We start from the raw sequence: 13,494 nt of genomic DNA, 5'->3' as shown, positions 1-13,494 counted from the left end.
CCTGGCGTCGCGGGGACGGAATGCCGGGGACGCGACCGGTTGCGGTTCAACACTCCACACGCAGGACATGGCGCCACTCCATGCCATCGACCTCGACCGGCACCACCCAGAGCGTCGTCCGAATACGGTCGCCGGGTTGAAGACAGGCCGGTCGGCCGTCCGCGTCGACGCCTGCGGAGTCACCCCACAACACGTCGGGGGGAACACCCACGGTCCAGCCGTCATCGAGCTCGCACGAGATGACCGGATCTCCAGCCACACAGTTCGCCGGCTCCGGCTGGGCCTGGGCATGACGCTGCCCGAGCTGGTAGGTGACGAGCGGAGCGACGACTGCCCCGAGGACCATCAGCCACACGAACCACACAGGACGGGAGCTGAGCCAGCTCATCGAATCAGTCACGAGGCTGGAGTCTCACACGGCATCGAGTCGAGCGGAGCGGAAATGGGTGTTGGGGCCGCCCCTCCCGGACGGCCCCAACACCCTGACCTCAGAGCCGGTGGCTCAGAACAGCGTGGTGAGCAGCAGGTTCGGGGAACCGGTGCCCGGGTTGGTGACCACGTCGGGGGTGGCGGCGCCGGTCAGGCCCGTGGCGACGTCGGCCGGGGTGGCCGACGGGTTCGCCTCGAGGAAGAGCGCGGCGGCGCCGGCGACGTGAGGGGTCGCCATCGACGTACCGGAGATGGTGTTGGTCGCGCCGTCGTTCCAGGCCGAGGTGATGTCGACGCCGGGGGCGAAGATGTCGAGGCACTCACCGGTGTTGGAGAAGTCCGCGGCGGCGTCGGTGTCGTCGGTGGCACCGACGGTGATCGCCTCCGGGACGGCCGCCGGCGAGGAACCGCAGGCGTCCGAGCTCTCGTTGCCGGCCGCGACGGCGTACGTCACACCGTCGGCGATCGAGGCCTGGACGGCCGCGTCGAGAGCGGCGTCGTTGCCGCCGCCGAGCGACATGTTGGCGACGGCCGGGCCGTCGGTGTGGTTCTCAGTGACCCACTCGATGCCCGCGACGACGCCCTCGGTGGTGCCGGAGCCCTGGTCGTCGAGCACGCGGACCGGGACGATCGTGGCCTCCTTGGCCAGACCGTAGGTGGTGCCGGCGACGGTGCCCGCGACGTGGGTGCCGTGGCCGTTGCCGTCGGTCGGGTCGGTGTCGCCGTCGACCGCGTCGAAGCCCTCACCGATCCGGCCGCTGAACTCCGAGTGGTCGGTCGCGACGCCGGTGTCGATGATGTAGGCGGTCACGCCCTTGCCGGTCTGCTCGTAGTGGTAGTTCTTGTCGAGCGGCAGCGCGGCCTGATCGACCCGGTCCAGGCCCCAGGTCGGGTCCGCCTGGTCACCCTGGGTGGTGTAGCGGTGGTTGGCCTGCACGTAGGCCACGTCCGGGTTGGAGCGGACCTCTTCGAGCGCCTTCTTGTCGAGCGAGGCCGAGAAGCCGTTGAACGCCGTGTTGAAGACCTCCCGTACGTCGCCACCGGCCTCGCGGGCGTCGCTGCGCACCGACTTGGCCTCGGACCTGGCCACGTCGCTGCGACCCTGCTTCTCCATCACGACGATGTACTCACCCTCGATTGCGGTCGAGGCGTCCGTGCCGCGCAGCGGTGCCGGACTGTCCGCGGCACCTGCCGGGACGGTGAAGGCGATCGCCGAGGCTGCTGCTCCCACAGCCACGGCGGAGATGACTGCCGGCGCCTTGAAGGCCCGGTTCTTGATGGTTCGGTTCACGAACTGACTCCCGTCATCGTGCGGCCCGATGGGGCCACAACCATTCATTGCACCGGACTTGGGAACCGCCTGTAGGCGGTCCCACGCGCAGACGTCGCACGTGCCGGCCGAACGCCCTGCGCCCTCCCTACGGCCGCAACCCGAAGCGTTCGGTCAACCACGTAATCACGTTACGTAGGACCCGTAACGACCCAACTCTTCGCATTGCAGCAACGTGCAGATACCAAAGGTGAACACCTGTAAACAGGCCATAAACAGGGCAGGAAAAATGGCCTTTCACCAACACACCGGGCCGCCCGCGTTACGCGAGCGACCCGGCGTGGTCAGGCCTCAGGTCAGGCCGTCAGATGAGTGCCCGAGATCAGGCGATGGAGGTGTCGTCGATCAGGAAGCTGGTCCCGAGCGAGGAGTCCTCGGTGCCGGTGAACGTCAGCGTGACGGTGCTGCCGGCGAAGGACCCGAGCGAGAACGACTTCAACGAGTACGACGAGCTCGCGTTCAGGTTGGAGTACGTCGCCAGCGTCGTCGACCCGACCTTGACGGTCAGCTTGTCGTAGGCCGTCGAGGTGGTCGTCTCGTTGGTGATCACCCGCAGGTAGAACGACAGGGTCTTACCGGTCGTGGGCAGGGTGACCGACTGCGACAGCGTGTCGGTGCGAGCGGTGCCATAGCCGTTCAGCCACGCCTTGTAGGAGCCCGTACGCGCCGGCGCGCCGCTCGAGTTGTCGATCACGCCGGAGGAGGCGGTCCAGCCGGTCGCGCCCGACTCGAAGCCCGGGTTGGTCAGCAGGTTGCCCGTGGTCGGCGGGTCCGTCGGGTCGGTGCCACCGCTCCACAGCGAGTAGAGGAGGCGGTTGGGTGAACCGGTCCCGGGCGAGGTGACCACGCCGGTGGTGGCGTTGGCGTTGATCGCCGAGGCGACGGCGGAGGCCGATGCCGTCGGGTTCGCCTGCAGGTAGAGCGCTGCCACTCCGGCGACGTGCGGGGTCGCCATCGACGTACCGGAGATCGTGTTGGTCGCCGTGTTGGAGGTGTGCCACGCCGAGGTGATCGAGGAGCCCGGGGCGAACAGGTCGACGCACGAGCCGATGTTGGAGAAGCTCGACCGGGCGTCGGTGTTGGTCGTCGAGCCGACGGTCAGGGCTCCGGCCACCCGGGCGGGCGAGCCGTTGCACGCGTTCGCACCGGAGTCGTTGCCCGCGGCCACGGCGTAGGTGACGCCGTCCGCCATCGAGCTGGAGACCGCGGAGTCGAGGGTCGAGGAGACCCCGCCACCGAGCGACATGTTGGCGACCGCCGGACCGGAGGTGTGGTTGGAGGTCACCCAGTTCACACCCGCGATCACGCCGGCGGTCGTGCCGGACCCGGAGGCGTCGAGGACACGGACGGGCACGAGGGTGACGTTCTTGGCGACACCGTACGTCGACCCGCCGACGGTGCCGGCGACGTGGGTGCCGTGGCCGTTCTCGTCCTCGGTGCTGGACCCGATGGCCGTGTAGCCGGAGGTCACCCGGCCACCGAAGTCCGCGTGCGCGGACCGGATGCCGGTGTCGATGATGTACGCCTTCACACCCGAGCCGGTGTAGTCGTAGTGGTAGTTCGAGTTCAGCGGCAGGTTGCGCTGGTCGATCCGGTTGAGCCCCCAGGTCGGGTTGGCCTGGTCGCCGCTGGCCTTCACGACCTGGTTGGCCTCGATGTAGTCGACATCGGGGTTGCTGCGGAGCGCGTCGAGCGCATCGGCGTCGAGCGTGGCGGAGAATCCGGTGATCGCCTTGTCGTAGGCGTACTTCACCGAGCCACCCTTCTCCTTGGCGAGCGCCCGGGCGTCGGCGGCGTTGGCCTTGGCCGCCGCACCGTTGCCCTTCATCACGACGATGTAGGAGTTGTCGATGGCCGTCGACTTCTCGGCACCGATCAGCGGTGCCGGACTGTCGGCTGCGCCGGCGGGACCGGACATGGCCAGGATGGTGGTGGCGGCACCGACGGCGGTGACCGTCGCTGCTGCCAGTGCGCCGAGGCGCTGGATTCTGTGGGGTCGGTTCACGATTACTGCTCCCGTCGTCAAGCAGCCTCGGGATGAGGGCTGCAAGGGGTAACAGATGCCCTGTAGGGCAACCGGGAGGGAACGTAATCGAGTTTAATTTCGATGAAACGCGACATCTTTTCGCACTGCAGCAACCTGCAGGCGATCACGCGAGCGGAGGTCCTGAAGTGGTCCGGACCGGTCCAGACCGGTGCGCCGCGAACGGGCCGAGATGCCGAGCAGCAGACCCACCGCCAGCAGTGCCGCGATCATCGAGGAACCGCCGTAGGAAACCAGGGGCAGCGGGACCCCGGTGACCGGCATGATGCCCAGGCACATGCCGATGTTCTGGAAGCTCTGGATGCCGAGCCAGCACACGATCCCGGCCGCCGCCACCCGCCCGAAGAGGTCGTCGGTACGCGCCGCGATCCGCAGTCCGCGCCACAGGACGACACCGATCAGCCCGATCACCAGCAGCGAGCCGACCAGCCCGAGCTCCTCCCCCACGACCGTGAAGATGAAGTCGGTGTGCTGCTCGGGGACGAAGCCCGCACGGGCCTGCGAGCCCTGGAACAGACCCTGTCCGAAGATGCCGCCGTCGCCGATCGCGATCCGCGCCTGCTGGACGTTGTAGCCCGCGCCGCGAGGATCCAGCGACGGATCGGTGAACGCCATGAACCGGTTGATCTGGTACTGCTTCAGCACCCCGGTCGCGACCACCGTCGTGGCACCCGCGACGCCGGCCAACGCCAGCAGCGCGAGCCATCGCCGCGGTGTGCCCGCGGCCGCGAGCACGCAAAAGACCGTCACACCGAGCACCAGCGTGGTGCCGAGGTCGGGCTGGAGCAGGACCAGGACGATCGGCACCGCCGCGACCAGGATCATCGCGACCACGTCGCCCAGCGACACCCGTGCCCGCCAGCGGCCCTCGCTGCGCTCGGCCAGGACCAGCGCCATCGCGATGACGACGGCCAGCTTGGCCAGCTCCGACGGCTGGACCTGCACCGGCCCGAGGACCACCCACGACTTCGATCCGTTGACCGTGGAGCCCATCACGAGCACCAGCACCAGGCCCACCACCGCGCCCAGGTAGACCACCGGCGTCAGGAGCCGGACCCAGCGGTGGTTGGTCGCGACCACGCCCACCATCAGCACCAGCCCGGCGGCCACGTTGATCGCCTGTTTGCGCAGGTAGGCGGTGGTGTCGCCACCGGTGATCGCGTCCCGGTGGATGGTCGCGGACCAGACCAGCAGCACCGAGAGCGACACCAGGACCAGCACCGCGCCCAGGAGGACCAGGTCGATGCGGCGTACGAAGGCCATCACGTCGTTCTTCATGCTCTGCCCCTCAACCCCTCAGTCCTTCGGGGCGACGATCGAGCCGTCGGCGCCGAACGCGGGCAGGTTCCTGGGTGGGTCGATGCCCCGGATCGCGGCCTTGTCGGGCCGCACCTCGGCGCCGCCCTCCTCGATCCCGTAGAGCGACTCCCACAGCTTGCGTACGGCATCGCCCACCGAGCCCGAGCCGGTGCCACCCTGGGATATGGTCATGATGACGACGTACTTCTTGTTGTACGTCGCGACCCAGCCGGTCGTCTGCTTGCCGGTGACCTCGGCGGTGCCGGTCTTGCCGCGCACCTTCACCTCGTCGAGCGGGAACCCGCCGAACTTCCAGGCCAGGGAGCCCGACTGGGGAGTGCCGAGCAGCGCCTCGTTGACGTAGTCGATGCTCTTGGCCGACATCTTCACCTTGCCGGCGACCTTGGGATCGATCCTCTCGACCACCGTCCCGTCGCCGCTGACGACCGCCTTCCCGATCCTGGGCTCGTAGAGGGTGCCGCCGTTGGCCAGGGACGCGTAGGCGCGAGCGAGCTGGATCGGGGTGACCATGGTGTCGCCCTGGCCGATGGAGAAGTTCACCGCGTCGCCGGTGCGGTAGTAGTTGCCCTCGATGCAGAACTCGTGGGCGAAGAGCTGCAGGAAGTCGGTGGGGGCGTTCTTCTTCTCGTCCATCCGGCAGTAGTAGCCCTTCATGGCCTGGTAGTACTCGGCCTTCCACTTCCGGTCCGCGATCCGGCCCGTCGACTCCCCCGGCAGGTCGATGCCGGTGCGCTTGCCGAAGCCAAATGCCTTGGCGGTCTCCACCAGCGGGTCCTTGGCGTTGACGTCGGCGGGGTTGGAGCCGTACTTCTGCCAGTAGTGGACCCCGACCTGGTAGAAGAACGTGTTGCAGGAGACCTGGAGCGCCTTGGCGAAGTCGATGAACCCGTAGGCGCCCGACTCGTAGTTCTTGAACACCCGGTTGCCCACCTGGAGCCCGCTGGAGCAGTTGAGCAGGGTGTCGCGGCTGTAGCCGTTGTTGAGCGCACCGACCGTCATGAACGGCTTCCACGTCGAACCCGGCGCGAACTGACCCTGCGTCGCCCGTGGCAACAGCGGGTAGCCCGCCTTCTCGGAGTAGAGCCTGTCGAGCTGCTTCTGGGTGATCCCGCCGACCCACTCCTCGGGGTCGTACGTCGGCTGGTTGGCCATCGCGACCAGTCGACCGGTCTGCGCCTCCATGACCACGACCGAGCCGGAGTCGGCCTCGAAGTTGCGGCCGGAGATCTTGTCGAAGGTGTTGCGCGCGGTCTCGATCGACTCGGCGAGCAGCTTCTCGGCACGGCCCTGCACCTTGGCGTCGATGCTGGTCACCAGCGTGTCGCCGGGCTGGGAGGCGACCGAGTCGCCGCGCCCGATCTCTCGGCCGAGCGAGTCGACGGTGACGGTGTCGTAGCCGGGCATCCCGCGCAGCCACTGGTCGTACTCCTTCTCGACACCGGAGCGACCCACCATCGAGGTGATGTTGAGCGACTCGTCGCCACGCTCCTTGGCGTTGTCGTTCTCGTCCTCGGTGATCGGGGAGAGATAGCCGAGCACGCCGGCGGCGTTGATGCCGAAGGGGCTCGGGTAGGAGCGCAGCGTCTGCTTCTCCGCGACCACCCCGGGGAAGTCCTCGGGCTGCTCGAGGATGCGCAGCGCGGTCGACTCGGAGACGTCGGTGGCGATCGGGACCGGCTGGTAGCGGGTGCCGGACCAGTTGGCGATCGCCTCGTCCTGCTTCTTCGGGGACACGTCGACGGCCTTGGCGACGCGAGCCATCAGCGTCTTCCTGTCGTCGTCGTCGAGCCCGTCGAGCACGCCCTGGTCGAGGCTGACCACCCAGGCGGAGCGGTTGGTCACCATCGGCCGGCCCTGGGCGTCGACGATGATGCCGCGCACCGGCTGGCGCACGATCTCGCGCTTGGACTGCGAGGCCGCCGCGGCCTGATAGGCGTCGCCGTGGCGTACCTGCAGGTAGAAGAGCCTGACCCCGAGCGTGGCCAGCAGCGAGAAGACGAGCGCCTGGATCACGATCAGCCGCAGCCGGCTGACCTGCGCGGTGGAGAGTCGTGCCCCCCGAGACGTGCTCCGCGGCATCTCAGAGATCTCCCTTGCCGATCAGCCACAGCAGCGCCGGGATCAGCAACGGCGCCAGCAGCAGGTCGTAGCCCACGCTGATCGCCACGGTCGGCAGCAGCGTCAGTGGCGCCTCACCGAGGATCAAGCCGCTGACCGCGAAGATGCTGACCCCGATGAACGCGCAGGTGGCCACCGTGGCCATCACGGTCATCGCGTTGGGACGGCCCAGACCACCGTGGATGCTGCCCTCGCCGATGCTGCCCTCGCGCACGCGTCCGGCGACGTAGCCGACGATCAGGAGCGCGAGCGCCCACCGGCCCGCGGTGTGGTCGGCGGGCGGGGCCAGATCGAGGAGTACGCCGGCGGCGAACCCGGTCACCAGGCCGGCCTGCCCGCCACGGGTGAGCGCGACCGCGAGGACGACCAGGAGCGCCAGGTCGGGAGTGATCCCGCGAATGGCGAAGGCCGGCGCGACGCTCAATTGCAGGACGACGGCGATGACGACCAGCATGCCGACCAGGACGTTGCGCAGCACCGGAGCGGCCCCGGAGGCACGGCCTTCCATCTCGCTCATCGCAGCTCTCCTTCCGGTGTGACGACGGCGCGGTCGCTCATGGTGTCGCCCGGCACCACCACACCGACGACGTCGAGCGAGCCGAAGTCGACGTACGGCTTGATCCGGACCGTCTGCGAGGAGTCACGCACGCTCTCGAAGCTGTCGGTCACCTCGCCGATCGGCAGCCCGGAGACGTACGGCGCGGCCCGGCCGTCACCCCAGGTGATGACCGTGTCGCCCTTGAGCGGGGTGGTGGTCTGGTCGACGAGGTCGAGGGTCAGCAGACCGGCGTTGGCACCTCCGGCGACCGCGCCGGAGCCCCGGACCATGCCGACCTGACCGGACTTCTTGCCGCTGCGGTCCTCACCGCCGACGCGTCCGCCGACGACCGAGGCGGCATCGACGATCAGCAGGACCGTCGCCGAGGTCTTGGTGACCCGCAGCACCCGGCCGACCAGGCCGTCGCCGGTCACGACCGACATGTCGGACCTGATCCCGGCGGCGCTGCCGGCGTCGATGGTGACGGTGCGGTTGAAGGTCTGGGCGGGGCCGTAGGCGGTGACCCGCGCCGGCACCATGGCGTAGCCGAGGTCCTCGGCGGCGCGGGTGATCGACTCGTACTCGGCGAGCTTGGCGCGGCCGTAGTCGGTGACCTCGACCTGGCGGCGCAGCGTGGAGTTCTCGGCCTCGAGCTTCGCGACCCGGTCGCGCAGCTCGTCGCGGGTGTCGAACCACTCCGGGATGTCGGTGAACGGGCGGGCCACCATCGCCGCGCCGGTCTCCAGCGGGGAGATCACCTCGCCGACCGCGGCGCGGGCCGGCTCCAGGACGGGGGTCTGGTCGAGCGTGGCCAGCGTCGCGCAGCACAGGATGAGCGCGATCAGCCAGGAGCGCTTCGGCCCACCGCCGCCGGCCTTGGTCTCGAGGCTGCCGCGGCGGTTGAGCCTCTCCCGCGGCGTACGGACCACGGGTTTGGGGCCTTTGCGTTGTTCCAGCCCTTTGCGCAGACGTTCGCTGGGGCGGGGGCTCAGCAACGACACGTCACCATCTCCTGTTCTCGTTCACCAGGACGGGGCGGAGCACGTCGTAGTCCTCGACGCAGCGGCCGGCGCCCATCGCGACCGAGGTCAGCGGGGACTCGGCGACGTGGACGGGCATGCCGGTCTCGTGGCGCAGGCGCTCGTCGAGCCCGCGCAGGAGGGCGCCGCCGCCGGTCAGGACGATGCCGCGGTCCATGATGTCGCCGGCCAGCTCGGGCGGCGTCTGGTCGAGGGTGGAGCGGACCGCGTCGAAGATGTCGTGCAGCGGCTCCTCGATCGCCTTGCGCACCTCGGCGCTCGATACGGTCACGGTGCGCGGCAGGCCGCTGACCAGGTCGCGGCCCCTGATCTCGGCCTCGGGCTCGTTGGGCAGCGGCCAGACCGAGCCGAGGGTCATCTTGACCTCCTCGGCGGTGCGCTCGCCCAGGAGCAGCGCGTGCTCCTTCTTCAGCCAGGTCATGATCGCGTTGTCGAGCTGGTGGCCGGCGGTCCTGATCGACTGCGAGGTGACGATGCCGCCGAGGCTGATCACCGCGACCTCGGTGGTGCCGCCGCCGATGTCGACGACCATGTTTCCGGTCGGCAGGTGCACCGGGAGCCCGGCGCCGATCGCGGCCGCCATCGGCTCCTCGATGATGTTCACCATCCGGGCGCCGGACTGGTAGCCGGCCTCCTTCACCGCGCGGATCTCGACCGCGGTGATCCCGGACGGGACGCAGATGACCATCCGCGGCTTGGCGAAGTAGCGGCGGCGGTGGACCTGATGGATGAAGTAGCGGAGCATCTGCTCGGTCGCCTCGAAGTCGGCGATCACGCCGTCCTTCAGCGGTCGCAGCGCGACGATGTCGTCAGGCGTACGTCCCAGCATCTTCTTGGCCTCATGGCCGACGGCGACCATCTCGCCGGTGTTCTTGTTGAGCGCGACCACACTCGGCTCATCGACAAGGACACCCTTGCCGCGGACGTAGACGAGTGTGTTTGCGGTGCCGAGGTCCACCGCCATGTCACGTCCAATGATGCTCGCCATACGTCCTCGCGTTCCCGGGGCGCCGCGTCGGGGATCTGTGCTGCAGGATGCGGGCCTGCCGACGAGGCTACGAAGGTCCGAGCCCCAAACCGGAGAGGCTCGCCGAAACCGCAACGATACGGGGTGCATCCACGCCGCCGAAGCCGGGGATACCTGGTTCCGGAGACCGTCGAAAGACCGGTGGAACGAGAGATCGCGCCGGTGGATTCACCGGCGCGATCGTTCACTTCCTCAGGCGTCTCCGCGCTTCGCTCGGTCGTCTCAGGCGCCGAACCAGAGCTTGATCTCGCGGTCGGCCGACTCGGGCGAGTCGGAGCCGTGGACGAGGTTCTCGCGGTTGGAGAGGGAGAAGTCGCCGCGGATGGTGCCCGGGGCGGCCTTGCGGCCGTCGGTGGCGCCGTTGAGCGCGCGGACGACCTCGATCGCCTCGTCGCCCTCGAGAACGGCGGCGACGAGCGGGCCGGAGGTGACGAAGTCACGCAGCGGCGGGTACCACGGCTGCTCGACGTGCTCGGCGTAGTGCTCGTCGGCCATGCCCGCGTCGATGGTGCGGTGCTCCAGTTTCACGATCGAGAGGCCCTTGGCCTCGTAGCGGGACAGGATCTCCCCCACCAGGCCCCGGCGGACGGCGTCGGGCTTCAGGATCACGAACGTGCGCTGCGTCATGGGGGCGAGCGTATCGGGGCGGGCCGGTCCGGGCACGTTCGGGCCCGTCGCCGTCGAGCCACGTTGAGACCATGTCGGTGGGATGCGGCAGGATGGCGCTCCGTGACGACAACCCCATCAGCTCCGACGCTCGCAGACTCGATGGCCGCCATCCCGGCCCGCATCGCCGAAGATCTCGGGGTGCGCCCGGCGCAGGTGACCGCAGCGGTCGCCCTGCTCGACGAGGGCTCGACGGTGCCGTTCATCGCGCGCTACCGCAAGGAGGTGACCGGCGGCCTCGACGACGCCCAGCTGCGTACGTTGGAGGAGCGTCTCGGCTACCTGCGCGACCTGGAGGAGCGGCGCGCGGCGGTGCTCGCCGAGATCGCGAAGCAGGACAAGCTCACCCCCGAGCTGCAGGCCTCGATCCTCGCCGCCGACACCAAGGCGCGGCTGGAGGACATCTATCTGCCGTTCAAGCCGAAGCGGCGCACCAAGGCGATGATCGCCCGCGAGAACGGGCTCGAGCCGCTGGCCGACGGGCTGCTCGGCGACCCGTCGCAGGACCCGAACGTGGTGGCCGAGGGCTTCCTCGGCGAGAACGTCCCCGACGTGAAGGCCGCGCTCGACGGCGCTCGCGCGATCCTGGTCGAGCGGTTCGGTGAGGACGCCGACCTGATCGGCACGCTGCGCGAGCGGATGTGGAAGCAGGGCCGTCTGGTGACCCGCGTCCGCGAGGGGCGCGAGAACGACCCCGCCGCGGCGAAGTTCTCCGACTACTTCGAGTTCTCCGAGGCGTACGCCTCGCTGCCCTCGCACCGCACCCTGGCCGTCCTGCGCGCGGAGAAGGAGGAGGTGCTCGACGTCACCCTCTCCCCCTACGCCGAGGAGCCGGAGCCGGGCGACGTGACCGACTACGAGCGCTCGATCGCCTCCCGTTTCGGGATCACCGACTCCGGCCGTCCGGCGGACAAGTGGCTGGCCGAGACGGTGCGGTGGGCGTGGCGTACGCGGATCCTCTTCCGCCTCGAGCTCGACATGCGCACCCGGATCCGCACCGCCGCCGAGGAGTCCGCGATCGCGGTCTTCGCCGACAACCTGCGCGACCTGCTGCTGGCCGCGCCGGCCGGCACCCGGGCGACGATGGGTCTCGACCCCGGCATCCGGACGGGCGTGAAGGTGGCCGTCGTGGACGCGACCGGCAAGGTGGTCGACACCTCGACGGTCTACCCGCACGAGCCGCGGCGTGACTGGGACGGATCGCTGGCGACGCTGGCGAAGCTGTGCACGAAGCACAAGGTCGACCTGATCGCGATCGGCAACGGCACCGCCTCGCGCGAGACCGACAAGCTCGCCGCCGACCTGCTCAAGCTGCTGCCGGACCTGAAGATGACCAAGGTGATGGTCTCCGAGGCGGGCGCCTCGGTCTACTCCGCCTCGGCCTACGCCTCCGCCGAGCTTCCGGATCTCGACGTGTCCCTGCGTGGGGCCGTGTCGATCGCGCGCCGTCTTCAGGACCCGCTGGCCGAGCTGGTGAAGATCGAGCCGAAGTCGATCGGCGTCGGGCAGTACCAGCACGACCTGCCCGAATACGGCCTCTCCAAGTCCCTGGACGCCGTTGTCGAGGACTGCGTGAACGGCGTCGGCGTCGACCTCAACACCGCCTCGGCTCCCCTGCTGCGCCGGGTCTCGGGGATCACCGAGTCGCTCGCTTCGGCGATCGTCGCCCACCGGGACGCCAACGGGCCCTTCCGCACCCGCCGCGAGCTCACCAAGGTGGCGCGGCTCGGCCCGAAGGCGTTCGAGCAGGCGGCCGGGTTCCTCCGGATCCGCGGCGGCGACGACCCGCTCGACATGTCCGGCGTGCACCCGGAGGCCTATCCGGTGGTCAACCGCATCCTCGACAAGGCGTCGGCGGACATCGGGTCGCTGATCGGCAACACCTCTGCGCTGAAGTCGCTGAAGCCGTCTGAGTTCGTCGACGAGAAGTTCGGTCTGCCGACGGTCACCGACATCCTCGCCGAGCTCGAGAAGCCCGGACGCGACCCGCGGCCGGAGTTCCGCACGGCGACCTTCTCCGAGTCGGTGCACGTGATCGCCGACCTGCGTCCCGGCATGGTCCTGGAAGGCACCGTCACGAACGTGGCCGCCTTCGGCGCCTTCGTCGACATCGGCGTCCACCAGGACGGCCTGGTCCACATCTCCGCGATGTCGGACAAGTTCGTCGAGGACCCGCGCGACGTGGTCCGCTCCGGTGACGTGGTGCGCGTCAAGGTCCTGGAGGTCGACGAGGCCCGCAAGCGGATCTCGCTCACGCTCCGGCTCAACGACGACGCTCCTGCGGATACCCCTGCCAAGGGCGAGTCCGGCCGCTCGGGTCGCCCCGGCGGTGGCCAGCGTGGCCAGGGCAAGGGCGGACCCAAGGGCGGCGGCAAGAGCGGCGGCGGGCGCCCCGGCGGCAACCGTGGCGGCCAGGGTGGCGGGCGCGGCTCGTCCGCTCCGGCCAACAGCGCGATGGCCGACGCGCTGCGGCGCGCTGGGCTCTCCTAGGCGGCGGCCGGGGAGGAGATCTGCACGAGACCTGCACATCTCCTCCCCGCATCCTCCCGGCCATGCGCCCTAGGTTCGGAGCATGACCTCCAAGAACCTGTACGTGCTCGGCGGGATCGCCACCGCTGGGACCGCGACTCTGCTTGTCCTCGGCGCCGGCGCGCCCGGGATCATCGGCGACGGCGGGCGCGCGGACATGATGTATCTCGCTCCGATCGGCATCGTCGTCCTCGGCGCGCTCGTGTTCCGGTTCCGGCCCCGCGGGATGGCGCTCTCCGACGGCGCCGCCGCCGTCGCCACCCTGGTCGTCGGCCTGATCGCGATCGTCGCCGGGCTTCACGACGACTTCGACGGCGCCCGGGACGTCGTGATGATCAGCGCGATGTACGCGGCGATGTTCGCGGCTTCGGGCTGGTTGTTCTGGCGATCCAACTCGCCGGCCCGGTAGTCCGGGGAGCTTCCGTCGGTCTACCAGCCGGTAACGGACGGAAA

General features: G+C 69.4%; 11 protein-coding genes. 2 read left to right on the top strand and 9 right to left on the bottom strand.

What is annotated here, in order from left to right; all coding sequences use genetic code 11:
* Positions 1 to 46 precede the first annotated feature (46 nt).
* The 9 genes from ABTX24_RS03370 to ndk all read right to left on the bottom strand — a co-directional run bounded on the left by ABTX24_RS03370 (position 47) and on the right by ndk (position 10,473).
* Positions 47 to 400, bottom strand: a complete 354-nt coding sequence (locus ABTX24_RS03370) for a hypothetical protein (protein WP_350837416.1) — start codon at positions 398 to 400, stop codon at positions 47 to 49.
* A gap of 102 nt (positions 401 to 502) precedes the next feature.
* The gene (locus ABTX24_RS03365; protein WP_350837414.1) at positions 503 to 1,720 is read right to left on the bottom strand and encodes a S8 family peptidase; all 1,218 of its coding nucleotides are present in this window, start codon (positions 1,718 to 1,720) and stop codon (positions 503 to 505) included.
* Between the two features lie 361 nt (positions 1,721 to 2,081).
* On the bottom strand, positions 2,082 to 3,764 hold the full coding sequence (locus ABTX24_RS03360; protein ID WP_350837412.1) for a S8 family peptidase: 1,683 nt from the start codon (positions 3,762 to 3,764) through the stop codon (positions 2,082 to 2,084).
* Between the two features lie 93 nt (positions 3,765 to 3,857).
* Positions 3,858 to 5,081, bottom strand: coding sequence for a rod shape-determining protein RodA (rodA, locus tag ABTX24_RS03355; protein WP_160024655.1), 1,224 nt, complete (start codon positions 5,079 to 5,081; stop codon positions 3,858 to 3,860).
* Positions 5,082 to 5,099: 18 nt separating this feature from the next.
* On the bottom strand, positions 5,100 to 7,202 hold the full coding sequence (mrdA, locus tag ABTX24_RS03350) for a penicillin-binding protein 2 (protein WP_160024656.1): 2,103 nt from the start codon (positions 7,200 to 7,202) through the stop codon (positions 5,100 to 5,102).
* 1 nt (position 7,203) lies between these two features.
* Positions 7,204 to 7,758, bottom strand: coding sequence for a rod shape-determining protein MreD (mreD, locus tag ABTX24_RS03345; protein WP_160024657.1), 555 nt, complete (start codon positions 7,756 to 7,758; stop codon positions 7,204 to 7,206).
* Positions 7,755 to 8,708 carry a rod shape-determining protein MreC gene (gene mreC / locus ABTX24_RS03340; protein ID WP_350837409.1) on the bottom strand — a complete coding sequence of 318 codons (954 nt, stop codon included), beginning with the start codon at positions 8,706 to 8,708 and terminating at the stop codon, positions 7,755 to 7,757. Before mreC ends, mreD begins: the two co-directional genes overlap by 4 nt.
* A 73-nt stretch (positions 8,709 to 8,781) precedes the next feature.
* Positions 8,782 to 9,807: a rod shape-determining protein gene (locus tag ABTX24_RS03335; protein WP_160024659.1), complete on the bottom strand. Its 1,026-nt coding sequence runs from the start codon at positions 9,805 to 9,807 to the stop codon at positions 8,782 to 8,784.
* A 261-nt stretch (positions 9,808 to 10,068) separates the two neighbouring features.
* A complete protein-coding gene (gene ndk, locus ABTX24_RS03330) occupies positions 10,069 to 10,473 on the bottom strand; it encodes a nucleoside-diphosphate kinase (protein ID WP_008358543.1) in 405 nt (134 codons plus the stop codon).
* Positions 10,474 to 10,575: 102 nt separating this feature from the next.
* Here ndk and ABTX24_RS03325 point away from each other — a divergent pair, with 102 nt between their 5' ends.
* Both ABTX24_RS03325 and ABTX24_RS03320 read left to right on the top strand, forming a co-directional pair.
* The gene (locus ABTX24_RS03325) at positions 10,576 to 13,002 is read left to right on the top strand and encodes a Tex family protein (protein ID WP_350837407.1); all 2,427 of its coding nucleotides are present in this window, start codon (positions 10,576 to 10,578) and stop codon (positions 13,000 to 13,002) included.
* 82 nt (positions 13,003 to 13,084) lie between these two features.
* A complete protein-coding gene (locus ABTX24_RS03320) occupies positions 13,085 to 13,450 on the top strand; it encodes a hypothetical protein (RefSeq protein ID WP_350837405.1) in 366 nt (121 codons plus the stop codon).
* Positions 13,451 to 13,494: the final 44 nt, after the last annotated feature.

Origin of the sequence: Nocardioides sp. NPDC127514 (genome assembly GCF_040302125.1) — a bacterium.
In the GTDB taxonomy this organism is placed as follows: domain Bacteria; phylum Actinomycetota; class Actinomycetes; order Propionibacteriales; family Nocardioidaceae; genus Nocardioides.
The sequence above is the reverse complement of the archived record's forward strand: the minus strand, read 5'-3'. Positions and strand labels throughout refer to the sequence as shown.